The organism is Bacteroides sp. AR29, from assembly GCF_900217715.1.
Lineage (GTDB): Bacteria > Bacteroidota > Bacteroidia > Bacteroidales > Bacteroidaceae > Bacteroides > Bacteroides uniformis.
Genome location: NZ_OBMS01000002.1, coordinates 85180 through 109184 on the forward strand (window position 1 = coordinate 85180; position 24005 = coordinate 109184).

Consider the following 24005-nt stretch of genomic DNA (forward strand, 5'->3'; position numbering starts at 1 on the left):
GGGTAAAAGCCCTATATCGAGCAGAACAATGTCACCAGGAACGGAACGCTGAAATCGACCACAAACCCGTGGAAGATGGAAACCACTACAAACTGCTGTCCGGCTGTCCGTGTGATGATGGGTAGTGTGGTGTCCATCGTCGTGGCTCCTCCGGCAGAGATGGGGGCAAGGTTTCCGAACCATCGTACCAGCAACGGGGCGGCTAGCAGTGTCAGAATCTCCCGGCTGATATTGGCAAGCAGGGCGATGGTGCCCAGCTCGGCTCCCTTGTATTCGGTAATGAAGATGCTGGAGAGCGAGTAATAGCCGAATCCCGAGCCTACGGCCAGACAGTCCGTTATAGAACGGTGTGTCAGAATCAGACTGACGGCTGCCGAACCAGCCAGTGTTCCCAGTATCGTCATGATGGGCAGGAATACCAGTCGCGGATTGAGTGAACGGAAGTTCTTCAGGGTCTGCGGGTCGTTGCCTACGCTCAACCCTACACTGAACATCAGCGCGCAAAGCGCGTAGTAGCTGATATTGGTTTCTGCAATATCAAAAGGCAGCAGATGGCACACACCACAAATCGTACCCAATACAAAAAAGCCCACAATGATAAGACTTCCTTTCATGCCCTGCCTCCTTTCCTTTTATACAAGGCTCTCCAGAGTGCCCAAGCAGCGATAACACTTCCCAAGGTCCCTCCCAGGGTGAGTATCACAGCTTCAAGACCTATGGTATGGAGCCCCTTGATGATTTGCTCGTTGCTTCCGACCTCGATGCCGAGGATAAACAGCAGCAGCCAGATGAGCAGGGTGATGATTTGGTGGATTTTCTTTAAGTCCCGTTTCCGTAAGAGATAGCCCAACAGCATTCCCGTGAGCATTAGTCCGATGATTGTAAACATATCTATGTCGTTTTTTTAGTGGCAAAGATAGTATGGTCTATTTTTGCAGGTGCAAAGATAAAGCTTTCAAAGCAAACGAGGCGGCATTGCCGGGGCGAATGCCGCCTCGATATACCATTTGGAGAAAAGGATTATTCGTTTATTTCATTGTTGGTCTGAATCTCCATCAGAGGAATGGGCAGGAAGGAGTGGGTAGATGCACTGAATCCGGTTCTGCCGTCAGCCTTCATGGCTTCGTCCAGTTTGCCCCAACGACGGAGGTCGTAGAAGCGTGAGTTTTCCAGTGTGAATTCCACCAGACGTTCATGCTCAATTTGCGCTTTAACAGCAGCTTGGTCACTTCCGGTCATGGCAGGCAGCTTGCCGTGCACGCTACGTACTTCGTTAATCAATGGAATGGCTTTTTCTGGATGACCTTGTTCATTGTAGACTTCAGCCTTCATCAGCAATACATTGGCATAACGCATCAGTGGCATGTTGGTACCTACGTAGTTTTGTGCGTAGTCGCTCCAAGTTGAAGGCATGTATTTACGGTAATTATATCGGGTGGCGGAATTCTCATCATAGATGTCATCGTAATTGTACCCCAGGATGTGCCCGCCTTCGTAGTAATACGGATCATCAAACATCATGGAACCATAGGCACGGGCATCGTACATGTTACCTTCGGCAATGCGTCCTTCTTTCAGAAATTCGTTGTACATCATGTCGCTGACACGGATTTCGTCCCAACCGGACATGCTGCCCGGAGCCACCCAGAAGTGGAGTACGTGCTTGTGGAAAGTACCGTCGGCCGTACTGTTGGTAAACTGAAGTTCCAGAATGGACTCTTTGCAATTTTTGTTGGTTCCGTCGAACATGCTTCCGTAGTCGGACTCCAGTTCGTAGCCGGTCACTTTGTTGAAAGCGGCTTCTGCCAGCCCCAGGTATTCGGCCTTTTTGTCACTTTCTTCATAAGCACGGGTCAAGTAAGCCCATCCCAGGTAAGAGTAGGCTGCTCCTTTGGTTACACGTCCCGCTTCGGAAGAAGGGCGGTCTTGTGGCAGCATGCTGCCTGCTTTGTCCAGTTCAGTACAGATAAAGTCCCATGCTTCCGTTCTGGTAGACAATGCTTTGTGAGTCTGGGATTCTCCGGTCAGATATTCATTGCGGATAATGATTTTCTCCCAGCTCATAATCAGTTTGAAATGATAGTAGGCACGCAGGAACAGAGCTTCGCCCGTAAGATGGTTCTCGTCATCGGCACTCATCTTCTCACCGCTGGTCTGTACTTTGTCAATACCGTATAATACGTTGTTGGCGTAGTTGATGCCATTGTAATTGTTCATCCAGTATTCTTTGATGCTGGAGTTCTCATTGTTGTAGGTGAATCCGTACAATGCAGCCCATTCCGGATAGTTGTTGACGTCCTGGCCTTTTACCATCTCATCGCTACGGAAGGTTTCCACAACAAACTTGACTTCTGCAACCGTGTAAGAGCCGGTGCGGTTATCCAGCTGGCCATATACCGCTGATAGACCTGCCTCTACATCGGCTTTATCTCTCCAGTATTTGTCTGTAGAAAAGTCGGGAGACTCTGTCGTCAGGAAATCATCGCATCCTGCCAGTAAGGCGGCGCATAAGAAAGAGGCTATATATATAATTTTTTTCATTGTCTTCTTGTTTTTAATGGTGATTAGAATGTAACTTGCAGACCTACTACAAATGAGCGGGTGAACGGGTATACAAAGGAGTCTACACCGGTGTCCAGAATGCTTGAAGAGAATTCAGGGTCGATACCGGAATATTTAGTGATGGTAAAGAGATTCTCTCCACTGACATAGAGGCGGCATTTTTCAAGATACATTTTCTTAGCTAAAGCTCTGGACAAGCTGTATCCTAACTGCAACTGGCGAAGGCGGACGAAGTTACCGTTTTCGAGGAAGCGATCGGATTCACGGGTATTTTCATTCGGGTCACCCAGTACAGCTCTTGGCATACTTGTTCCTGCGTTTTGCGGTGTCCATGCATTCATGGTGCTTGTGAAGTAGTTTCTACCGGCGTCCATTCCTTCATAATACAGACGGTTTACGTTGTAGAGTTTGTGCCCCCATGCACTGCCAAACTGGAAGGAAAGGTCAAAGTTCTTATAGGAACCGCTGAATGACAAGTTGGCTTCCACCTTGGGAATACCGGAACCGGAATATACCTTGTCGCCGGAGTCGATGCTTCCATTGCCGTCTACATCCTTGAAGCGGATATCACCGGCTTTGGCACTCGGCTGGAGACGTTCGCCTGCACTGTTTACGTAAGCAGCAGCTTCTGCATCAGTCTGGAATATGCCGTCAGTCTGATACAGCCAGAAGCTGGCTACCGGATAACCTTTCAGTGTTTGGGTTACGAAGTGGCCGTCACCCTTCCAGGCAGAACCATAAAGTACCTGGTTCGGGTCTGCCTTCAACATTTCGTTGTGGATGGTAGAAAGGTTGAAACCGATATTATAGTCGAAACCGTTGATGTTGTCTCCATAGTTCAATTCAAGCTCGAAACCTTTGTTTACCATCTTTCCTACGTTGACAGTAGGATTGTAGATACCTGCAGAAGGCGGCATGACTTTTTCAATCAGTAAGTCTTCCGTTGTGTTGTAATAGTAGTTAAGGCTACCGCTCAACTTATTGTTGAAAAGACCGAAGTCGAAACCGATGTTTTTGGTATCGGTAGTTTCCCAACGCAAATCGTCGTTTACCAGATAGAGGTTGGACATGCCGGCCCAAGGATTACCACCTTGTATGTAGCTCATCCATTGGGTGTTGCTGTTACTCATTGTTGGCGCATAATAGTAGCCCAGTGCACTCTCGCTACCCAGGCGTCCCCAGCTGGCGCGGAACTTCAAGTTGCTGATAGGGGTGTTTTTGGGGAAGAAATCTTCCTCGCTGATTCTCCATCCCACTGCTACGGAAGGGAAGGTACCCCAACGGTTGTTTTTACCGAACTTGGAAGAGCCGTCGGAACGTACAGTCACTTGCAGCAAGTAACGGCTGGCGTATGAATAGTTGAAGCGTCCGAAGAAAGAAGCGCGGTTGTAATCGTAGAAAGTACCTGTGCCGGCAAATGTACCGCCGATACCTGCATCGATTGTGGGAGATGTCGGGTCGAAGAATCCGCCGGGAACCTCGCTGGAACTCAGACTGCCGCCTACTACATCATATTCGGTTTTCTTGCCTTCCACGCTGACAGAACTTTTATCCTGATGGGCGGAAATGATGGAGTTACCTACCATGGCAGTAACGGAGTGCTTGCCGAAGTCTTTCATGAAGGTCAATACATTCTCGAATGTTTGCTTACGATAGTATGAGTTGTACTCGTAGTTATAAGGATAGAGGCTCGGCTCTTGTGCATTGGCTTCGTATTTGGCACGATGATAACGGTCGTTGTAGTAGTAACCGTCGTACGTATAGCTTGTTTTGAATGTAAGCCACGGGGCGAGCTTCATGGTCAGACCGATATTGCCGGTAATGTCGTAGCCCGTATATTTTCTGTCTTTGTAATGGTCGTCTGCCATGACATTACGGTTGGTTGGGAATTCCATCTTGGTACCGTCTACCGACATGTCGGTCAGACCGTATCCGTATGTCTGGTTTTCGTCGTAAACGGGCACCAGTGGCGAAATGGAGTACATTTCTTTCAAGGAATACTGGGGCTGTTTGCTTTGTGTGACCTTGAAGTTCAAGCTCGCATCGAAATCAAAGATATATTTGTGCGCATTCAGTTTCAGGCGGGCATTATCCTGGATGTAAGAGTTACCCTTAAAGATACCCTTCTCGTCGGCATGCCCATAAGAAAGTGAATATTTGGCAACTTCAGAACCTCCGATGAGGTTTACATAATAGTTCTGTGCGATACCGGTACGGAGCATTTCATCCTGCCAGTTTGTATCGGCACCGGTAGGGTTCTGTCCATTCTTGTACGTAAGATAAGCGGGCTTGTTTGTTCCTGCATTCTCGTACATCATGTTGTGCACTTTCAAGTAGCCGTCTGCATTGAGCATGTCGAACTTCTTGGCTACCGAGTTGACCGTCATATACGTATTAAAGGAAACTTTCAGCTCTCCTTCCTTTCCGTTCTTGGTAGAAACGATGACTACACCATTGGCGGCCACAGAACCGTAAATGGCAGCGGCGGCACCATCTTTCAGGATTTCCATGGATTCGATATCCTGCGGATTGATGGTGTTGATGTCACCAGGATACCCGTCGATGATGTAAAGCGGCTCATTGTCACCCATAGTCTTGATACCACGGATTTTTACAGAAATGCTTGCACCTGCATTACCTCCCGATTTCAAAACGCTTACACCGGCAATTTTACCTTGCAGTGCTTCGGTTGCGCTGGTAGTGGCACGCTTCATCAAATCTTCCGCTTTCACCGAAGAAATGGCACCGGTCATATCACTCTTCTTCATCGTACCGTAACCTACGACTACGACTTCATCCAGCATTTCAGAATCATCTTTCAATGCTATTTTGATGTTCTTCTGCCCGTTGAGGGGAATTTCCTGGGTTACATAACCCACATAAGAGATTACCATAGTTGCTTTGGGAGAGACTGTCAACGTAAAGTTGCCGTCAACGTCGGTGATGCAACCATTACTGGTTCCTTTTTCCAGGACACTGGCACCGATAAGAGATTCTCCTTTGGTATCGGTTACGGTACCGGTTAGCTGGATGGTTTGCGCTAATGCACTTAGCGGCGCTAGACATACAAAGAGTAAGGCAAGTAGTAATACTCTTTGCATTGAGAAATACTGTTTAATTTTACCCATGTGTGATAAAGTTTTTTAAGGTTAATACTTTGTTTTTCACAAGGGCAAAGGAAGCGATATAATTAAAAGGTTGGCTATGACCTTTATCTATAAAATATCTACAAAGGGGGTTGAAAGTACTGTTATTTAATCTACAATCCGATTGCTAAATCGTTGAATAATAGTATTATATTCTAATATAATCTATCTACAAGAGAGCTTTTCTCTTTGGCTTCGTTTTTAGAAACTCTGAAGGTATTCAACCAAGTCTTCTTCTGTGGATAAGTTCAAAGATTTGCGTAAACGATACCGGTTCATATTGATTGTTTTGGGAATGGTACCGGTTATCATGGAGATTTCTTTGGTTGACAGATTGACGCGTAATAGAGTTGCTAGGTATTTTTCACCTTGCGTCAGATTAGGATGCTTTAGTGCGAGCCGGTCCAGGAATTCCTTGTTCTTTTCTTCTATATTCAGCAATAAGCTACTGTTTGTCTTATCTCCGCTTTGATATTGGCTGATGAAGGCATTCACTTTCTTCAGGTGGGGAATGAGTGTTTGGTTATCCATTTTATAACCCTCTTTAATCATTCCACGTATCTTGTCGAGTAGCTCATTGCGGCTTCTTAGGAACACGGCAAAGCTGGTAACCTCCTGGCGGCTGTCATCCAAAGCACTCTGCACGTTTTTCAGTTCCATTTCTTGCTGTTGTAGTTTCAGTTCGGATACTTCGCGTTCGGAGAGTTCCAGCTGATAGCGGGTTTCAATCAGTTGCAGGTCTTTTCTACGTTTATACCATTTATATAAGAAGATACTGACAGCCAAACCGAGAATAAGTATGCTGCCCAAGAGCCATAGATTGCGTTTCAGCAGTTCTATTTCATAGATTTGTTCCTGCATTTCAGTGGCATGCTTCTGGTCTTGATATCTTTTATAGGAGATTTCCTGCTCAATGTTACGCAGCTTGTTACTGCTTTGTAGCTCTTTGCTCAGGTGCTGCATTTTCTCCAGGTATTTATAGGCTTGGGCATAGTCACCTATAGCTGCATATACCATGGACGAATATTCGTAATTGTCGCAAATCAGTTCGCGGGCTCCGATGTTGTGGGCATACTCGTAGGCTTTATGCAAGGCTTCCAAGGCTTTGGAGTATTGCTTGTCATAGTAATACTGTTTCCCCATGTTGTTATAGTTTTCGCCAAGAGACCATTGGGCGTCCAGATTCTTGTTGATGGTGATGGCTTCCTGGATGAAAGAAAGTTTCTCTTCCGTATTTCCCCGGTACAGACAGAGGTTGTTCAGGTTGGTTGCAATCTCTTTCAGGTTTCGTTGGGCACGGTTGATGGCCAGCGCACGCTGGAAGAAACGCTCGGCAACAACAAACTCATTCATGAAGTGGTGCATGACTCCACGTTCGTTATAGCATCCGGCTACAGAAGTGGAATCACCGATGACTTTGAATATGGAGGTTGCCTTGTCGTTTAGTTCTATGGCTTTGTTGTAGTCTCCCAGCTTACTGTAGACACGTCCCATGAGGGAGTATAGTTGGGCACTTTGTTGCTTGTTTGCAGGATCGATGTATTTCTGGGTATCATATAGATTCTTGAGACTCAAGTCAAAGTTGCCCAATAGCTGTTCTGCCTGGCAATAAAGGAACATGGCTTGTGCGCGGACCTCACTGGGCTCATCTTCGGGAAACAAGGCAGAAGCCTGAGCTGCATAGTAGGAAGCTTGTTTGGGGTTGTTGTACAGGTATTTCTGTGCTTGGTCAATCAATTTCTGTGCTTGCTGCATGTCTTGAGCTTGCAGTGGGGCAGCTGCTGACAGAAGACATACGAGTAGTAGACATAGGTTTTTCTTCATGGCATCGTCTTGTTTCCGCAAATTTAATTAATTCTTCTTAGAAGTCCGGTTTCCTTCCGAAAAGATTTATCTTTGTGCCTCAAAGATAGCGATATATATGTTATTACCTTATTTGAATAAAGATTTGATAGAGGCAGGATGCGATGAGGCCGGTCGCGGCTGTCTGGCCGGTGCGGTCTATGCCGCTGCCGTTATTCTGCCGACGGACTTTAAGAATGAACTTCTGAACGACTCCAAGCAGCTGACGGAAAAACAACGCTATGCCTTGCGTGAAGTGATTGAGAAAGAGGCTCTGGCTTGGGCGGTGGGCGTCGTCTCTCCCGAAGAAATTGACAAAATCAATATTCTCAATGCCTCCTTTCTTGCTATGCATCGTGCTGTTGACCAACTGAATGTCCGTCCGCAACATCTGCTGATAGACGGCAACCGCTTTAAAAAATATCGGGACTTGCCGCATACTACCGTAGTCAAAGGAGACGGGAAGTACCTTTCCATCGCTGCCGCCTCCATCTTGGCAAAGACCTATCGTGATGACTACATGAACCGCCTTCACGAGGAATATCCGTATTATGACTGGAATCATAACAAGGGGTATCCCACCAGAAAACATCGTGCCGCCATTGCCGAGCGGGGCACTACACCCTATCATCGCTTGACGTTCAATCTTTTGGGGGATGGGCAGTTGTCGCTGAACTTCGGACAATGATGCTGTTTAGAACCACTTAATCCTTCTGAACCATACGAATGTCATTGCTGATAATATTGCCGACAAAAGTATGATGAAAATAAACGCGTGCGGAAAACTCTCCAGGTGGATGTCCACATTCATGCCGTAGAAACTGGCTATCAACGTGGGAATCATCAGTGTAATGCTGAGGCTTGTCATACGTTTCATGATGGCATTCACATTGTTGGAGATGATGGAGGCGAAGGCGTCCATGGTTCCCGTCAGGATATCACTGTAGATGTTCACGGTATTGTATGCCTGCTTCAACTCGATGACCACGTCTTCCAATAATTCCAAATCCAGATAATTGGTGTCCTGAAAGATGTTTTTCAGCCGTCCTATCATCACTTCATTGCCACGGATGGAAGTGTTGAAGTAGACCAGCGTCTTCTGCAGCTTCATCAGTTGCAGGAGGTCTTCGTTGCGGATGCTTTTCTCCAGCTCTTTTTCGGCGGTGGCCACGTCGTTGTTTATCTGTTTCAGATACTTCAGGAACCAGACGGCGGAAGAGTAGATGATTCGCAGAATCAAATCCAGTTTATTGTTGACGACTATGTTCTTCCGGCGTGTGTGCTGGATGAAGTCCGGTATCAGCTCCGTGTGGTGATAGCAGACAGAAACGATGATTCCGTCATTGGTGATAATGCCGATGGGCACGGTGATGAACGGCACGCCGCGTTGGTTGCTCTGCATCGGGATGCGGAGGATGGTCAGCAGCCAGTTGTCTTCTGTTTCCGTACGCGGGCGCTCGTCCACGTCGGCTATGTCTTCCAAGAATGATTCGGGAACTTTCAGCTCTTCGGTAAGGAATTTGAAATCATCGTTGTCCGGGCATTCTACGTTGACCCAGCAGTTGGGTTGCCATTCGGCCTTTTCAGTGAAGCCGTTTTCACTGTAGAGATACTTTCTCATTGTTTGCCTCCTTTCAGCTTGGAACAGAGGCATTGCAGTCAACGTCTCCGTTCGTTTTATTGGTGAATACTATTGCACGTTCGTGGGTTTGAATCGTCCATATTTCTTGTTTTTTATTTTTTAAGCGTGGCAAAAGTACATAAATCATTTGAAACAGTACGCTTTAACAGCTGTTTTTTGTACCTTTGCAGCGCAAAAACAGGTTCCTACTATAAAGAACGTTTGTATCATACAAAAAGATTATACAATTAAATTCGATTAATATTATGAGTAAGAAAGCCCTTTTAATGATTCTTGATGGCTGGGGCATCGGCGATCAAGGTAAAGATGATGTGATTTTCAATACACCTACTCCGTATTGGGACAGTCTGTTGGCAGCTTATCCGCATTCCGAGCTTCAGGCAAGCGGTGAAAACGTTGGTTTGCCCGACGGACAGATGGGTAACTCTGAAGTAGGTCACCTCAATATCGGTGCCGGACGCATCGTTTACCAGGATTTGGTGAAGATTAACCGTGCTTGTGCCGATGGCAGCATCCTGAAGAACAAGGAAATTGTTTCTGCTTTCTCATATGCAAAGGAAAACGGCAAGAATATCCACTTTATGGGACTGACCAGCAACGGTGGCGTGCACAGCTCTTTTGACCATTTGTTCAAACTCTGCGATATTTCCAAGGAATACGGTATCGAGAATACCTTCATCCACTGTTTTATGGACGGTCGTGATACCGACCCGAAGAGCGGTAAATGCTTCATTGAGCAGCTGACTGCCCATTGCGAGAAGTCTGCCGGCAAGATTGCTTCCATCGTGGGACGTTTCTATGCCATGGACCGTGACAAACGTTGGGAGCGTGTGAAGGTTGCCTACGATTTGTTGGTAAACGGTGAAGGCAAGGTTGCTACGGATATGGTCCAGGCTATGCAGGAGTCCTACGACGAAGGCGTTACGGATGAATTCATCAAGCCGATTGTGAACGGTGGCTTCGACGGTACCATCAAGGAAGGTGATGTTGTAATCTTCTTCAACTACCGTAACGACCGTGCCAAGGAATTGACCGTTGTCCTCACCCAGCAAGATATGCCCGAACAAGGCATGCAAACCATTCCGGGCCTGCAGTTCTACTGCATGACTCCGTATGACGCCAGCTTCAAGGGTGTACATATCCTTTTTGATAAGGAGAATGTACAGAACACATTGGGCGAATATCTTGCTGCCAATGGCAAGACCCAGCTGCACATTGCCGAAACAGAGAAGTATGCACACGTGACTTTCTTCTTCAACGGTGGCCGCGAGACTCCCTACGATGCTGAAGAGCGCATCCTGGTTCCTTCTCCGAAGGTTGCCACTTACGACTTGAAGCCTGAAATGAGTGCGTACGAGGTGAAGGACAAGTTGGTTGAAGCTATCAGGACCCAGAAGTTCGATTTCATCGTGGTGAACTACGCCAATGGTGATATGGTGGGACATACCGGTATCTACGAAGCTATCGAGAAGGCAGTGAAAGCCATCGACGAATGTGTGAAAGACACCGTTGAGGCTGCCAAGGCAAACGATTATGAAGTAATCATCATCGCCGACCACGGTAATGCCGACCATGCTCTGAATGAGGATGGTACTCCGAATACTGCCCACTCTCTGAACCCCGTTCCTTTCGTTTACGTTACTGCAAACAAGGACGCCAAGGTTGAGAACGGTGTATTGGCTGACGTAGCTCCTTCTATCCTGCATATCTTGGGTATGGAGCAGCCGGCCGAAATGACTGGTAAGGATTTGATTAAGTAAGGCGTCAAAGCCGTAACAATATTTAGACGCGGATTATACGGATTCCACGGATGCTCTTAAAGTTGAGTCTGTGCAATCCGGATAATCCGCGTCTTTTTTCAATAGAACGATTATGATACAGATTGGTGATGTTGTGGTTTCTTTCGATGTTTTGCGCGAGAAGTTCTTGTGTGACTTGGGTGCCTGCCAGGGGATTTGCTGCATTGAGGGCGATGCCGGTGCTCCCGTAGAGCTGGACGAGGTGGAGAAACTGGAAGAGGTGCTTCCGCTGATTTGGGACGAGCTTTCTCCCGAAGCCCGTACCGTGATAGAGGAGCAAGGTGTGGTCTATACCGATTGTGAAGGTGACCTGGTGACTTCTATTGTAAACAACAAGGATTGCGTCTTTACCTGCTATGATGATAAAGGCTGTTGCTATTGTGCCATCGAAAAGGCTTACCGTGAGGGTAGGACCAACTTCTACAAACCTATATCCTGCCATCTCTATCCGATAAGGGTGGGGAACTACGGACTCTATAAGGCAGTGAACTATCATCGTTGGGATGTCTGCAAAGCCGCTATACTGTTGGGGCAAAAGGAAAATCTGCCCGTGTACAAGTTTCTGAAAGAGCCGCTTATCCGTAAGTTTGGTGAGGACTGGTATGCAGAGCTGGAATTGGTAGTGGAAGAGATGAAAAAACAAGGAATCCTATAGTTCTTCCGTGCGGAGACGGGCCTCTTCTTTGGAGGAGAAGAGGGATAAAGGAAAAGCCCCGGTCAGCAGGATTATCCTGCCCGTCCGGGGCTTCCTCGTTGTAAGATGTGAGGTTGGTTATTTATTATTTATTAAGCGTCAATATTTGCATACGTTGCATTCTTTTCGATGAAATCGCGGCGCGGGCCCACGTCTTCACCCATCAGCATGGAGAAGATATAGTCGGCTTCGGCTGCATTTTCAAGATGCACCTGCTTCAGCATGCGGTTTTCCGGATTCATGGTGGTTTCCCACAACTGTTCCGGGTTCATTTCACCCAAACCTTTGTAGCGTTGGGTGTGTACTGCGTTTTCCGAACCGCCGCCGTAAGTGTCGATGAACTTCTGGCGCTGCTGGTCTGTCCAGCAATACTCTTTCGCCTTGCCTTTGGTGCAAAGGTAAAGGGGAGGAGTGGCGATGTACAAGCAACCCTGCTGGATAACTTGCGGGAAGTAGCGGAAGAAAAGCGTCATAATCAGCGTGTCGATGTGAGAACCATCGACGTCGGCATCGGTCATGATGATAATCTTCTTGTAGCGCAGCTTGTCAATGTTCGCTTCTTTGCTGTCTTCACCGTCCACGCCGAAACGGATGCCCAGCGCCTGGATGATATTGTTTACTTCGTCGCTCTCGAATGCCTTGTGCCACATGGCCTTTTCCACATTCAGAATCTTACCGCGAAGCGGCAGGATAGCTTGGAACGCACGGTTACGGCCTTGCTTTGCTGAACCGCCTGCCGAGTCACCCTCGACGAGGAACAATTCGCATTCTTCCGGGTCCTTGCTGGAGCAGTCGGCCAACTTACCGGGCATGCCACCGCCGGACATCGGCGATTTGCGTTGTACGGATTCGCGTGCCTTACGTGCGGCGATACGTGCCTGGGCGGCAAGAATCACCTTGTCTACAATCAGCTTGGCTTCCTTCGGGTGTTCCTCCAAGTAGTAGGTGAGGGCTTCGCCCACAGCCTGGTCTACGGCACCCATCACTTCGTTGTTACCCAGCTTTGTCTTGGTCTGTCCTTCGAACTGAGGCTCTGCCACCTTGATGGAGATAACGGCAGTTAATCCTTCGCGGAAGTCGTCGCCTGCAATCTCTACCTTGGCTTTCTCCAGCATCTTGTTGTCTTCGGCGTATTTTTTCAATGTACGGGTCAGTGCACGGCGGAAACCTGCCAAGTGGGTACCCCCTTCAATGGTATTGATGTTGTTTACGTAAGAGTGTACATTTTCGTTATAAGAAGTGTTGTACATGATGGCTACTTCCACCGGTGTGCCTTGCTTCTCGGTGTTGATGTAGATTACATCGTTCATGAAGTGCTCGCGTGAGGAGTCTACGTAGCGCACAAATTCCTTCAGGCCTTCTTCCGAGTAGAAGATTTCCTTCTTGGCATTTCCCTCTTCGTCCTTTACGCGAAGGTCGGTCAGTGAAATCTTGATGCCTGCGTTCAGGTAAGCCAACTCGCGCATGCGGGTGGCAAGAATATCATAGTTGTAGACTGTTTCCGTAAAGATGGTATCGTCCGGCCAGAACTGCTGGCGTGTACCGGTAATGTCTGTTGTGCCCACTTCCTTGACGGAGTAGAGCGGATGTCCGCAGGAATATTCCTGCTGATAGATTTTTCCGTTACGGAAAACCTGGGTAGTCATGTGTGTAGACAAGGCGTTTACGCAAGATACACCTACACCATGCAGACCTCCCGATACCTTGTAGGAACCTTTGTCGAACTTACCTCCGGCATGCAGTACGGTCATTACAACTTCCAGTGCGGATTTCTTTTCCTTTTCGTGATAGTCTACCGGGATACCACGTCCGTTGTCTTGTACGGTGATGGAGTTGTCCTCGTTAATGGTGACTTCGATGTGGTCGCAATAGCCGGCAAGTGCCTCGTCGATGGAGTTGTCCACAACCTCGTACACCAGGTGGTGAAGTCCTTTGCTGCTAATGTCGCCAATATACATCGCGGGACGCTTTCTCACTGCTTCCAAACCTTCCAGTACCTGGATGTTTTCGGCAGAATAGCTCCCGTTATTGGAGTGAATCTGTTCTTCAGTCATAATCTTTTTTCCTTATTGTAATAACAGAGCAAATATAGTGAAAATCCTCGGGATATGGTGCTAAACAAACGGATAAATTCGGGTAGTTTACAGCTTTTTAGCACAGAAAAGAAACTTGTGTGGAAGCAGGTAAATAGAGAGGTATAAATGAGAAAGGCCGGACTAAAAAGTCCAGCCTTGTAATATCTTTTGTGTAACAGTCAACTTAAACCAGCTTGTTGATATAGATAGCCAATTTTGACTTCAGGTTGTTAGCCTTGTTCTTGTGGATTACATTAGTCTTAGCCAATTTATCCAACAGTTTTGTGATACCCGGATACATCGCTGTTGCTGCAGCTTTGTCTGTAGTAGCACGAAGCTTACGAACAGCGTTTCTCATGGTCTTGCCATAATATCTGTTGTGAAGTCTTCTTGTTTCTTCTTGTCTGATTCTCTTCAGTGATGATTTATGATTTGCCATCTCGACTAATCTTTTTTAATTCGTTTATTTTTTTATTTTGTAGCCCGTGGGGGAATCGAACCCCCCTTTCAAGAATGAAAATCTTGCGTCCTAACCGATAGACGAACGGGCCATCCTTTGATGAGCGTTTCCGCTCTTGCAAAGAGCCTTTATTTCTCGTTTGCGGATGCAAAGGTAGAAACTATTTTTGAATTACCAAAACATTCGCAAGAAAAAAATATATCTTTTTGTTGCTTTTTGTCATAGGCTAGCGTTTTGTTTATTGAAAATCAGTATAATACGTGATTTTGCTTTTTGCACTCCTTACCTTGTTTTTTTATTCTTCTCCTTTTGTTTCTCTTCTTTCGGGCTTTTTTTGTAGCTTTGTTATCAGATTGAAACCAGATAAAGAAATCGGGAATGTTACAGAAAACACTGGGAATTGTGCTGCATACCTTGAAATATAAGGATACATCTCTCATTGCAGACATCTATACGGAGGTGGCTGGCAGGGCTTCCTTCATGGTGTCCATACCCCGTTCGCGCAAGGCGGCGGTGAAGCCGGTACTCTTCCAGCCGCTGGCATTGGTGGAACTTGAAGCCGATTTCCGTCCTAATGCCACTATATATAAGGTGAAGGAGGCGAAGTCTCTTTATCCTTTCGCCACGCTTCCCTACGATCCCTACAAATCTGCCATCGCTTTGTTTCTTTCGGAATTCCTTTATCGCGCCGTCCGGGAGGAGGCAGAGAACCGTCCGCTGTTTGCTTATCTGTATCATTCCGTCATCTGGCTGGATGAATGCAGGGAGGGGTTTGCCAATTTCCATCTGGTCTTCCTGATGCGCCTTTCCCGTTTTCTCGGTTTGTATCCCAACCTGGAGGATTATCATGCCGGAGATTACTTCGATTTGCAGAATGCTTGTTTCACTCCCTTGCGTCCGCAGCTCCATTCCAATTACATCGCTCCCGAGGAGGCGGCCCGCCTGACACAGCTGATGCGCATGAATTATGAAACGATGCATCTTTTCACCATGAACCGGTTGGAGCGTACCCGCTGCCTGAACATTATGAATGAATATTATCGTCTGCATCTGCCGGATTTCCCGGTATTGAAATCACTTGAGGTATTGAAGGAGCTTTTTGATTGATTATCGTCGATGTAACGGCCCAATAAGTGTGCGCTGCCTTTATTATAGGAGTAGGGAGTTTTACTTACTGCTGTAAGGGTCGTTACGATAAGCTGTAACGGTCGTTACAATATAGGGTAACGACCGTTTCAATATAGGGTAACCGTCGTTACATCATTAGGTAACGGCTTTTACATCTTATGGTAAACGGTCGGTAAATATAATGCGTTGATAGATAGCGTATAATCTCTTGTGGGGGAGGATATGGATTGGTATGTAAAAAGCCGTGTTCAACAGACTTTGGACGCTGAGTCCCTCTGTTGAAGCACGGCTTATATGATAGGGGAAGTGTATTTCTTTATCCCAGCAACTCTTTTACTTTGGCTGAGATGGCGCGGCCTTCGGCAAGTCCGGCAAGTTTCTTGCTGGCTACACCCATCACCTTGCCCATGTCCTTGCCGCTGGTGGCGCCGACTTCGGCTATGATTTCCTTCAAGGCTGCCTCCAGTTCTTCGGCGCTCATCTGCTTGGGCAGATAGGTTTCAAGCACCTTTACTTGTGCCAGCTCATCGTCTGCCAAGTCCTGGCGACCTTGCTGTACATAGATTTCAGCGGCGTCTTTGCCTTGCTTGGTCAGTTTTTGGATAATCTTCAAAGCATCTGCATCGCTCAGGGTATCGTTGGCTCCGGGAGCGGTTTTGGCTTCAAGGAATACTTTCTTTACGTTTCTCAATGTTTCGAGAGCCACTTTGTCTTTGGCTTTCATGGCTGTTTTAATGTCTTCGCTGACTTTTTCAAATAAATCCATATTGTTATAGGTTTACTCCTGTTCCCCCGAAGGGGAGGAGGATGGTTTTACATATCGGGAACGGAAAAATCAGAAGGTGATGACTCCCCCTGCACCGCCTTCTGCCTCTTGCGCGGCTTCGGTGGCGAGCTGCCCTTCCTGCTCTGCCTTCATCTTGATGCTGTTCAGCGTGCTTTTGTCACGCAGATAGGTCGGAGAATTCTCTACCATGCTGATGATGTCGGCGTTGTCCATGTCTTCGGGATTGAAGAGATAGATATGGCGACGGCGGCTGCGCTGGGAACGGGCATTGGCATCCTTGCCATAGTACACTTCGCGGCGGTTGCGTCTCTGTTCCTCTTCCTCCTCCAGCTCGGCAAGGCGTTGCTGTTCTTCGGCGGTGCGCTGGGTGATGCGGTCGTCCATTTCCTTCATGTGGATGTCCTGGATACCGAAACCAGTGGCAAGCAGGGTGATTTTCACTTTCTGTTCCAGCTTGTCGTCAATGGCCATACCGAATTTGGTTTCGAAGTCGCGGCTGAAACGGTTCATGAACTCCTTCACCTCGTCCATTTCGCTCATCATCAGCTTGTATTGTGCACTGTAAGAGATGTTGAGGAGTACTTTCTTGGAGTTGAAGATGTCGTTGTTGTTCAGCAACGGCGAGTGCTGCGCGTTCTTGATGGCTTCGCTGACACGGTTGTCACCTTCGCCGTAGCCGGTACTCATGATGGCTACGCCGCCGTCCTTCAGCACTGTTTTCACGTCGTTGAAGTCGAGGTTCACCTTTCCATGCAGGGTGATGATTTCGGCAATACTCTTGGCGGCTACCGAAAGGGTGTCGTCGGCCTTGTCAAACGCGTCGTCTACGGATAGCTCGCTGTATATCTCGCTCAGCTTTTCATTGTTGATGACCAGCAGGGCATCTACGTGCTTGCTGATTTCCTCTACGCCATCCAGTGCCTGGTCTATCTTCTTGTCGCCCTCCCAGCGGAAAGGGATGGTGACGATGCCGATGGTCAGGATGTCCATTTCCTTGGCGGTTTGTGCAATGATGGGTGCGGCACCCGTACCGGTACCACCGCCCATTCCGGCAGTGATGAATACCATCTTGGTGCCGTCGTTCAGCATATTCTTGATGTCTTCGATGCTCTCTTCTGCTGCCTTGCGGGCACGGGCAGGGCGGTTTCCGGCTCCCAGGCCTTCTTTTCCAAGCTGTAACTTCACGGGCACGGGAGAGTCCTTCAACGCTTGGTTGTCTGTGTTGCACAGTACGAACGTCACGTCGTGTATACCTTCCCGGTACATATGGTTCACGGCATTGCCGCCACCTCCACCTACACCGATTACTTTAATGATTTTCGGTGAATCGGTCGGGAAATCGAATTGTACTATATCTTCCATAATAACTTAATTTTCTGGCACATTATCACATTATTACTTCATATCGTCGTCCGAGAAGATTTCGTTGGAAAGCTTGTTGAAAGTCTTTTCGAACCAGCTGGGGCCTTCTTTCTTTTTCTTCTTCTTTTCTTCCTTTTCGCGCAGCTCCCTTTCTTTGCGCTCACGCTCCTTGCGTTCTTTCTCTTCCTTCTCGCGCTGTGCCTTGGCGGCGCGTGCGGCGGCTTCCTGCTCTTTCAGCGCTTCGTCGTCAACGAATATGTCGACCGGTTTGGGAGGAACATTGGAGGCAGGCTGCTGCACCGGCTTCACCTCTTGCAGGCAGCAATTCTCGTTGCCGGCAGCCAGCAGGCCCAGCAGTGTGTTGTGCATGCCGTCCTTCTTGGGCTCGTCGCTGCGTGTGTGGACGGTGGTCTGTACGAACTTGGCGGTCTTTACCTTTTCAATCTTGCTCACTCTATGGAAGGCTTTCTCAAGATTCTTCAGATTGGCTCCTCCACCGGTGAATACAACACCGGAGAAAAGTTTGTCCTCGTAGCCGGAAAGTTGCAACTGGTTCCATACGTTGGCAAGAATTTCTTCTGCACGTGCTCCGATAATATTGTTCAGCAGGGCCAGTTCAAAGGTACGGCCGTCTTCCGACGTGCATACGGCAGGGGTCTCGGCGTCTTCTTCCTCCTCGTAGAGGGCATCACCGTATTGCAGTTTCAGCTTCTCGGCATCTTCCTCTTCCATTTGCAGGGAAGTGATGTCGTGGGTAATGTTGTTTCCACCCAGCGGCAGTACGCTGAGGTAGCGCAGGATATTGTTCTTATAGACCAGCACGGTGGTGGTGTCGGCACCGAAGTCCACCAGTGCACAGCCTGAACGCATCTCGTTTTCGGTCAGCACGGCTTTGGCCAACGCAGTGGGAGCCACGAGCAGGTCGTCGGCAATTTCCACTTTGGCTTGCTCGAAGCTGTGTTCGAGGTTCTTCTTCAGCGAGGCACGCGCCACGATGTTGAGGAACTGTCCGGTGATGTATCTTCCGGCAACTCCTACGGGCTCCACATGCAGCGTGTTGTCTATCTTGTATTCTTGCGGGGCTACATCCAGCACACTCATGTCTACCAGAGGTACATCACGGTTCTCGTCGCAAATCTCGTCTACCAGTTCTTGCGAAATGATGCTCTCTTCCTCCAGCGTACGGCTTACCGCATTCCTCACCGTGCGCAATGATTGTCCGCCGATGCCTACATATACTTTGGCGATGGAGTTGTTCAACTGGCCTTCCAGCTTGTTGATGATGGAAGTCAGCGCTTGTGCGGCCTTGTCAATGTTGTAGATGGCCCCTTTGTGTATAAACGGGGATGCATCTTCGCGTGCATAAGCCAACACCTGGATACTTCCGTCACTGCTCTTCTTTCCTGCGATACCGGAAATCTTGGAAGAACTCAACTCGATAGCGGCGATGAAATCTGTTGTTGCCATATCTATTTATTTACTATTTTACTATTTACAATTTACTATTTGCTGCGCTTTGATAAAGAAGGACTATTAGTAAATCCCTTTCTCTACTCTCTCTTTGTGCAGATGATTTGATTATCAAATTCAACGCTGATACGGGAGTATTTGTTCCAACCCACCTGGTTCAATCCTCTTTCGTAGAATGCCTTTACACGTTTCAGCTTCTTCTCGAATCCGGCAATCTTGCCTAAATAGATAAGATGGTCGCCGACACGGGGCACTAACTCGATGTTCTTGCCGGGCAATACGTGAATTTGCTCTATCTGTGCATTCCAAAAAGAATTCTTTTGCAAAAATACACCAAACTTATATAAATCCCTCATGGCAAACGACTTTTCTACATTTCCGGTTACAACGGCGAGGTGTGCAACGCACTTTGCATCGGGGGGCATCACGGTACCTTTGTTGTCCAGATAGTAGTTTTCGCCGTTGGCGCTCATCACGCGCAGGATGGGGGTGCGCTGGGTCACTTCGATGCAGAGCTTGCCGCTCGGGGTTTTGTAGCACTCCACCTGGTCGATGAGGGGATGCTTGGCAAGTTCGCGCTCCAAGGTCTTGGTACGCACGCGTTCCAGGTCTTTCCCAATGGGGCTGATGCCTTTCTTTTCCAGCAGGGTAGCTACTTCCTTCTTCGTGATGAAGCCGGCATATACCGTGTCTTTTATCACCAGTTCCACGTCTTGGCACACCTGCGAGGTGGGCTTGCGGTTGAAAGCTGTGACAGCCACTACCAGGTAAGCAATGACAAGCAACAGAACGATAGAAAGTAGAATCCTTTTAACCATGATATTTTTCTGATAATAGTTGGGTGATTTGGGGCGCATAGTTGTCCAGGTCTCCGGCTCCCAGCACTACCAATACTTCGGTGTGCTTTTGGGCGAGGAGGCTGAGGACGTCTTCTTTCCTACAGATGCATTTCTCGATGCCGGGGCGGAGGTTGTCATAAATCAGCTGACTCGTCACGCCGGGAATCGGTTGCTCGCGGGCAGGGTATATCTCTGTCAGAATCACCTCGTCGGATAGGGAAAGGCTGTCTGCAAAGTCACGATAGAAGTCGCGAGTACGGGTGTACAAGTGGGGCTGGAAGATGACGGTTATCTTCTTGTCTTGGTACAACTCGCGGACGGACTTCACGCTTTGGGCTATTTCGGCAGGGTGGTGGGCGTAATCGCTGAGGAATACAATCCGGTCGTTCTTCAGCTTGAAGTCGAAGCGGCGGTCCACTCCGCGGAAGCTTGCCATGCCTTGCTTGATTTCTTCGTCGGTGGCACCGCTGAGATGGGCGAGTGCCATGGCGGCAACACCATTCTCGATGTTGATACTGACGGGAACCCCCAACTGAATATCGTTGATGCGGGTGTCAGGCGCCACGAAGTCGATGAAGATTTCACCGTTTCCGATGCGGATATTCTCGGCATGGAAGTCGCCTTCGTTGCGCGAGTAGGTATAGGTGGTGACGCCCGGTTGTACGTCGGCTTGCATTTCCAGTCCTTTGTGCAGAATCAAGGCGCCGCCCGGCTGGATAAGCGTGGTGTAGTGGCGGAAGCTTTCGAGATAGGCTTCTTTGGTGCCGTATATATCCAGGTGGTCGGGGTCGGTGGCAGTAATGACACTCATCCAGGGCGATAGCCAGTGGAAGGAGCGGTCGAACTCATCCGCTTCGATAACGGTATAAGGGCTGGTGGCGGAAAGCAGCAGATTCGTACCGTAGTTCTTCGAAATGCCTCCGAGGAAGGCGGTGCAGCCCACGTGTGACTGGTGCAGCAGGTGGGCAGCCATGGTGCTGGTGGTAGTCTTGCCATGCGTACCTGCCACGCACAGGCCTTTACTGCTGCGGGTGATGATGCCCAATACTTGGGAGCGCTTATGTATGTTGAAGCCGTTTTCACGGAAATAGGTCAGTTCTGCATGCCCTTGCGGCACGGCGGGGGTATAGACCACGAGCGTGCTTGCCTTGTCTTTGCACTCCTCCGGAATAAGGTCGATATCCTCTTCGTAGTGTATCTGTGCTCCTTCCGTAATCAGACGTTCTGTCAGTTCGCTCGACGTACGGTCGTAGCCCGCTACTGTCTTTCCTTTAGAGAGGAAATAGCGTATCAGAGCGCTCATGCCGATGCCGCCGGCACCGACGAAATAAACGGAGCGAATGGCTTCAAGCCTCACCCCCTGCCCCTCCCCCGTAGGGAGGGGAGATGAGTTACTATTGCTTATATTTTTATTCATATTCAAATTTTTTCTTCAAACTCTTCTTCCAAAAGTATGATATTATAAAAAGAACGATAGCAGTACTATCTATTCCCCCCTCCCTACGGGGGAGGGACAAGGGGAGAGGCTCTTCAATACCTCCTTCGCAATAATTGTCGCCGAGTCCGGCAACGCTAGCTTGGCGATATTCTTGCTCAAGTCTTGCAGCTTCTCGGGGTTAGCGATTGTCTCCAACGCCACCGGCAGCAGCTTCTCTTTCGCTTCCACATCCTTCACATAGATAGCTGCATCCTTATCCACCAGCGCCAGCGCATTCTTGGTCTGATGGTCTTCGGCCACATTGGGTGAGGGAACCAGGATGACCGGCTTGTGCAGCAGGCAGAACTCGGAGATGGAACCGGCTCCGGCACGTGAAATCACCAGATCGGCAGCGGCATAGGCGTTTGCCATATCCTTAATGAAGTCCGTCACATACAGATTCGGAATGGCACTGATATGCGGGTTACGTACGGCTTCTCCCGTAGTGGCTGTAATGGCTTCTCTGACTTGGTCAATGTATATCTTGCCAGTCTGCCAGATAAACTGTACGTCGGGGTGGGTACGAATGACATCCAGTCCGGCAGTCAATGTCTGGTTGATGGTACGCGCTCCAAGACTGCCGCCCAGAATGAGGATAGTCTTCTTTTCCGGGTTCAATCCGAAGTACTTTACGGCGTCTGCGTGCAGGATGGAATGTCCGAGCAGGTTCTGGCGCACCGGATTACCTGTCATGATTATCTTTTCTGCCGGGAAGAATTTTTCCATACCTTCGTAGGCCACGCAAATCTTGCATGCCTTCTGTGCCAGCAGCTTGTTGGTGACACCGGCGTAGGAATTCTGTTCTTGTATCAGCGTGGGAATACCCATCATGCCCGCCATTTTCAGCGTAGGACCACTGGCATAGCCACCTACACCGACGGCTACTTGCGGGCGGAACTCCTTGATGATGCTCCGTGCTTTCCACTGGCTTCGTATCAGTTTCAGCAGTACGGAGAAGTTCTTCCACAGATGTTTACGGTCGAATCCGGCAACGGGTAAGCCTATAATCCGGTAACCGGCATCTGGAACACGCTGCATTTCCATTCTTCCTTCGGCACCTACGAAGAGAATCTCCGCGTCGGGACACAACTCTTTTATGGCGTTAGCGATGGAGATGGCCGGAAAGATATGTCCTCCGGTACCGCCGCCGCTGATGATAAGCCTCACCCCCTTCCCCGTAGGGAGAGGGGTAGAGTTACTTTTGGTTGTATAGTTGTTCGCCTCTTTACTCATATTCTTGTTCTTTTTTATTTTTGTATTATTGGCATGCTCTCCATTACTCAATTATTCTTTTCTCCCCTCCCTACGGGGGAGGGGTTGGGGGAGAGGCTGTTATTCAAACTCCGCATCACTGTTCAGTACCTTTGCTGTCGGCTCGGCGGCTGTCTGTGCTTCGCTATCGGCCGGTTGTTCCGGGTTCTCGGCATTTCCGGCATCTATCAGCATCGGCACTTGCGCATCATGCATCCGCTGTTCCTCCAGCTTGGCTGTATAGCGGCTGACACTCAGTATCATGCCGATGTAGGCACAGTTGATGAAAGTGGATGTACCACCCTTGCTGATGAGTGGAAGCGGTTGTCCCGTGACGGGTGCCAGACCTACGGCAACCATCATGTTGAACAGCGCCTGCGTGACGAGCAGCAAGGCTATTCCGGTAATGAGGAAAGCGGGGAAAGTGCGGTCGCATTTTTTGGCGATACGGCCCACTCGCACCAATAGGCAGACATAAAGGAACACAACGACTATTCCGCCTACCAGTCCCAGTTCCTCGATGATGATGGCATAGATGAAATCGGAGAATGCCTGGCTCAGAAAGTCACGCTGTACGGAGTTTCCCGGACCCTTGCCTACAACGTTGCTCGTAGCTACGGCAATACGGGCATGTGCCACTTGCCCGTCGCCGTCGATGTCGAATTTGGCGGCAGGAACTTCCTCCTTGTTGGTAAAGTCTGCAATACGGGATTTTACAGTGGTGAAGCGGTGCCCCATCGGTATATTTTCCAATGTCTTGTCTGGCGTGGCCAGCAGGAAGGCGACAAAGACTGTTACGAATGCCACAATCCCTCCTCCCAGTATCAGCAGTTTCCTGGCAGATACCCGCCCGATGAACATCATCAGGTAGACCGTTCCGAAGAGCAGCATTCCCGTCGAGTAGTTTTCCGGCAGGATAAGGCCACAGACAATGCAGGTAATAATCATGATGCGCTTAAAGGCTTTCGGACTTGCACCGTCTTCATCCTGCCCTTTCGAGAGGATAAAGGCGGTAACGATGACGACGGCCATCTTCGCTATTTCCGACGGCTGGAACTGAATACCCATGAAGGTCATCCAGCGGGCTGCGCCGTTTACGCGGTCGCCGGTAATGAATCCCATCAGCATCACAAAAGCCAGCAGTCCGATGGATATCGGAAGCAGGAATACCGGGAACACCTGAAACCATTTATAGGGGATGTTGTGTACCAGTACTACAATGACGGCGCCTACCATCAGGAGGATGCTGTGTTGCGTAATCGGTCCCCAATGGTCGCCACTCTTGTAGGTCAGCGTACTGGCAGCACTGAATACCTCTGTGATGGAGATGAGGCAAAGGAAAAGGAAAATAATCCAAATCACTTTATCGCCTTTGAATATGCTCTTTAATAAATCCAATGCTTCGCAAATTAAAAATTAATAATTAAAGAATTAAAAGTTGCCGTTCTTGTTACGGAATTCGTAATAGGAC

At 48.6% G+C, this 24005-nt stretch carries 19 protein-coding genes and 1 tRNA gene; 4 read left to right on the top strand and 16 right to left on the bottom strand.

Going from position 1 to position 24005, the window contains the following annotated elements; all coding sequences use genetic code 11:
* Window positions 1-11 precede the first annotated feature (11 nt).
* The 5 genes from CSD97_RS00305 to CSD97_RS00325 form a co-directional block, all read right to left on the bottom strand.
* Window positions 12-614 carry a lysine exporter LysO family protein gene (locus CSD97_RS00305; RefSeq protein ID WP_005830487.1) on the bottom strand — a complete coding sequence of 201 codons (603 nt, stop codon included), beginning with the start codon at window positions 612-614 and terminating at the stop codon, window positions 12-14.
* On the bottom strand, window positions 611-889 hold the full coding sequence (locus CSD97_RS00310) for a LysO family transporter (protein WP_057097774.1): 279 nt from the start codon (window positions 887-889) through the stop codon (window positions 611-613). The genes CSD97_RS00305 and CSD97_RS00310 overlap by 4 nt, the downstream gene beginning before the upstream one ends.
* A gap of 131 nt (window positions 890-1020) precedes the next feature.
* Entirely contained in the window at window positions 1021-2541 is a 1521-nt protein-coding gene (locus CSD97_RS00315; RefSeq protein ID WP_057097764.1) for a RagB/SusD family nutrient uptake outer membrane protein, read from the bottom strand.
* A gap of 23 nt (window positions 2542-2564) precedes the next feature.
* Window positions 2565-5690, bottom strand: a complete 3126-nt coding sequence (locus tag CSD97_RS00320; protein WP_098031811.1) for a TonB-dependent receptor — start codon at window positions 5688-5690, stop codon at window positions 2565-2567.
* 219 nt (window positions 5691-5909) lie between these two features.
* Complete coding sequence (locus CSD97_RS00325; RefSeq protein WP_098031879.1) at window positions 5910-7532, bottom strand: tetratricopeptide repeat protein; 1623 nt, start codon at window positions 7530-7532, stop codon at window positions 5910-5912.
* Between the two features lie 97 nt (window positions 7533-7629).
* Between CSD97_RS00325 and CSD97_RS00330 the strand changes: the two genes are divergently transcribed.
* Window positions 7630-8238, top strand: a complete 609-nt coding sequence (locus CSD97_RS00330; RefSeq protein ID WP_098031812.1) for a ribonuclease HII — start codon at window positions 7630-7632, stop codon at window positions 8236-8238.
* Window positions 8239-8244: 6 nt separating this feature from the next.
* On the opposite strand, the gene CSD97_RS00335 is transcribed toward CSD97_RS00330, so the two are convergent.
* Complete coding sequence (locus tag CSD97_RS00335; protein ID WP_098031813.1) at window positions 8245-9171, bottom strand: magnesium transporter CorA family protein; 927 nt, start codon at window positions 9169-9171, stop codon at window positions 8245-8247.
* A gap of 266 nt (window positions 9172-9437) precedes the next feature.
* Between CSD97_RS00335 and gpmI the strand changes: the two genes are divergently transcribed.
* Both gpmI and CSD97_RS00345 read left to right on the top strand, forming a co-directional pair.
* The gene (gene gpmI, locus CSD97_RS00340) at window positions 9438-10952 is read left to right on the top strand and encodes a 2,3-bisphosphoglycerate-independent phosphoglycerate mutase (protein ID WP_098031814.1); all 1515 of its coding nucleotides are present in this window, start codon (window positions 9438-9440) and stop codon (window positions 10950-10952) included.
* Between the two features lie 112 nt (window positions 10953-11064).
* On the top strand, window positions 11065-11646 hold the full coding sequence (locus CSD97_RS00345; protein WP_005830425.1) for a DUF3109 family protein: 582 nt from the start codon (window positions 11065-11067) through the stop codon (window positions 11644-11646).
* A gap of 131 nt (window positions 11647-11777) precedes the next feature.
* On the opposite strand, the gene gyrB is transcribed toward CSD97_RS00345, so the two are convergent.
* The 3 genes from gyrB to CSD97_RS00360 all read right to left on the bottom strand — a co-directional run bounded on the left by gyrB (window position 11778) and on the right by CSD97_RS00360 (window position 14311).
* Window positions 11778-13739, bottom strand: a complete 1962-nt coding sequence (gene gyrB / locus CSD97_RS00350) for a DNA topoisomerase (ATP-hydrolyzing) subunit B (RefSeq protein ID WP_005830422.1) — start codon at window positions 13737-13739, stop codon at window positions 11778-11780.
* A 205-nt stretch (window positions 13740-13944) separates the two neighbouring features.
* Window positions 13945-14199, bottom strand: coding sequence for a 30S ribosomal protein S20 (rpsT, locus tag CSD97_RS00355; protein WP_016272441.1), 255 nt, complete (start codon window positions 14197-14199; stop codon window positions 13945-13947).
* 40 nt (window positions 14200-14239) lie between these two features.
* A tRNA-Glu gene (locus CSD97_RS00360) sits at window positions 14240-14311 on the bottom strand.
* Window positions 14312-14598: 287 nt separating this feature from the next.
* On the opposite strand from CSD97_RS00360, the gene recO reads away from it, so the two are divergent.
* Window positions 14599-15327: a DNA repair protein RecO gene (gene recO / locus CSD97_RS00365; RefSeq protein ID WP_005834546.1), complete on the top strand. Its 729-nt coding sequence runs from the start codon at window positions 14599-14601 to the stop codon at window positions 15325-15327.
* A 337-nt stretch (window positions 15328-15664) separates the two neighbouring features.
* Here the strand turns inward: recO and CSD97_RS00370 are convergent, their stop codons facing one another.
* The 7 genes from CSD97_RS00370 to CSD97_RS00400 all read right to left on the bottom strand — a co-directional run bounded on the left by CSD97_RS00370 (window position 15665) and on the right by CSD97_RS00400 (window position 23932).
* Window positions 15665-16114 carry a GatB/YqeY domain-containing protein gene (locus tag CSD97_RS00370; protein ID WP_005830410.1) on the bottom strand — a complete coding sequence of 150 codons (450 nt, stop codon included), beginning with the start codon at window positions 16112-16114 and terminating at the stop codon, window positions 15665-15667.
* A 69-nt stretch (window positions 16115-16183) separates the two neighbouring features.
* The gene (ftsZ, locus tag CSD97_RS00375) at window positions 16184-17497 is read right to left on the bottom strand and encodes a cell division protein FtsZ (protein ID WP_005830408.1); all 1314 of its coding nucleotides are present in this window, start codon (window positions 17495-17497) and stop codon (window positions 16184-16186) included.
* A gap of 33 nt (window positions 17498-17530) precedes the next feature.
* Entirely contained in the window at window positions 17531-18964 is a 1434-nt protein-coding gene (ftsA, locus tag CSD97_RS00380; protein WP_008662688.1) for a cell division protein FtsA, read from the bottom strand.
* Window positions 18965-19047: 83 nt separating this feature from the next.
* A complete protein-coding gene (locus CSD97_RS00385; RefSeq protein WP_005830403.1) occupies window positions 19048-19785 on the bottom strand; it encodes a hypothetical protein in 738 nt (245 codons plus the stop codon).
* Window positions 19778-21223 carry a UDP-N-acetylmuramate--L-alanine ligase gene (gene murC / locus CSD97_RS00390; RefSeq protein WP_229122345.1) on the bottom strand — a complete coding sequence of 482 codons (1446 nt, stop codon included), beginning with the start codon at window positions 21221-21223 and terminating at the stop codon, window positions 19778-19780. Before murC ends, CSD97_RS00385 begins: the two co-directional genes overlap by 8 nt.
* A gap of 69 nt (window positions 21224-21292) precedes the next feature.
* Window positions 21293-22516 carry an undecaprenyldiphospho-muramoylpentapeptide beta-N-acetylglucosaminyltransferase gene (gene murG, locus CSD97_RS00395; RefSeq protein WP_005834552.1) on the bottom strand — a complete coding sequence of 408 codons (1224 nt, stop codon included), beginning with the start codon at window positions 22514-22516 and terminating at the stop codon, window positions 21293-21295.
* Between the two features lie 99 nt (window positions 22517-22615).
* Window positions 22616-23932 (bottom strand): FtsW/RodA/SpoVE family cell cycle protein, encoded by a 1317-nt coding sequence (locus CSD97_RS00400; RefSeq protein ID WP_005834555.1) that lies wholly within the window; start codon window positions 23930-23932, stop codon window positions 22616-22618.
* Window positions 23933-24005: the final 73 nt, after the last annotated feature.

Bases quoted from the DNA above. Each gene is read 5' to 3' on its own strand.
- recO (WP_005834546.1), top strand. From the start codon at position 14,599: ATGTTACAGAAAACACTGGGAATTGTGCTGCATACCTTGAAATATAAG.
- CSD97_RS00345 (WP_005830425.1), top strand. From the start codon at position 11,065: ATGATACAGATTGGTGATGTTGTGGTTTCTTTCGATGTTTTGCGCGAG.
- CSD97_RS00310 (WP_057097774.1), bottom strand. From the start codon at position 889: ATGTTTACAATCATCGGACTAATGCTCACGGGAATGCTGTTGGGCTAT.
- CSD97_RS00335 (WP_098031813.1), bottom strand. From the start codon at position 9,171: ATGAGAAAGTATCTCTACAGTGAAAACGGCTTCACTGAAAAGGCCGAA.
- CSD97_RS00325 (WP_098031879.1), bottom strand. From the start codon at position 7,532: ATGAAGAAAAACCTATGTCTACTACTCGTATGTCTTCTGTCAGCAGCT.
- ftsA (WP_008662688.1), bottom strand. From the start codon at position 18,964: ATGGCAACAACAGATTTCATCGCCGCTATCGAGTTGAGTTCTTCCAAG.
- CSD97_RS00330 (WP_098031812.1), top strand. From the start codon at position 7,630: ATGTTATTACCTTATTTGAATAAAGATTTGATAGAGGCAGGATGCGAT.
- ftsZ (WP_005830408.1), bottom strand. From the start codon at position 17,497: ATGGAAGATATAGTACAATTCGATTTCCCGACCGATTCACCGAAAATC.
- CSD97_RS00385 (WP_005830403.1), bottom strand. From the start codon at position 19,785: ATGGTTAAAAGGATTCTACTTTCTATCGTTCTGTTGCTTGTCATTGCT.
- rpsT (WP_016272441.1), bottom strand. From the start codon at position 14,199: ATGGCAAATCATAAATCATCACTGAAGAGAATCAGACAAGAAGAAACA.
- murG (WP_005834552.1), bottom strand. From the start codon at position 22,516: ATGAGTAAAGAGGCGAACAACTATACAACCAAAAGTAACTCTACCCCT.
- CSD97_RS00320 (WP_098031811.1), bottom strand. From the start codon at position 5,690: ATGGGTAAAATTAAACAGTATTTCTCAATGCAAAGAGTATTACTACTT.
- gyrB (WP_005830422.1), bottom strand. From the start codon at position 13,739: ATGACTGAAGAACAGATTCACTCCAATAACGGGAGCTATTCTGCCGAA.
- CSD97_RS00305 (WP_005830487.1), bottom strand. From the start codon at position 614: ATGAAAGGAAGTCTTATCATTGTGGGCTTTTTTGTATTGGGTACGATT.
- gpmI (WP_098031814.1), top strand. From the start codon at position 9,438: ATGAGTAAGAAAGCCCTTTTAATGATTCTTGATGGCTGGGGCATCGGC.
- murC (WP_229122345.1), bottom strand. From the start codon at position 21,223: ATGAATAAAAATATAAGCAATAGTAACTCATCTCCCCTCCCTACGGGG.
- CSD97_RS00370 (WP_005830410.1), bottom strand. From the start codon at position 16,114: ATGGATTTATTTGAAAAAGTCAGCGAAGACATTAAAACAGCCATGAAA.
- CSD97_RS00315 (WP_057097764.1), bottom strand. From the start codon at position 2,541: ATGAAAAAAATTATATATATAGCCTCTTTCTTATGCGCCGCCTTACTG.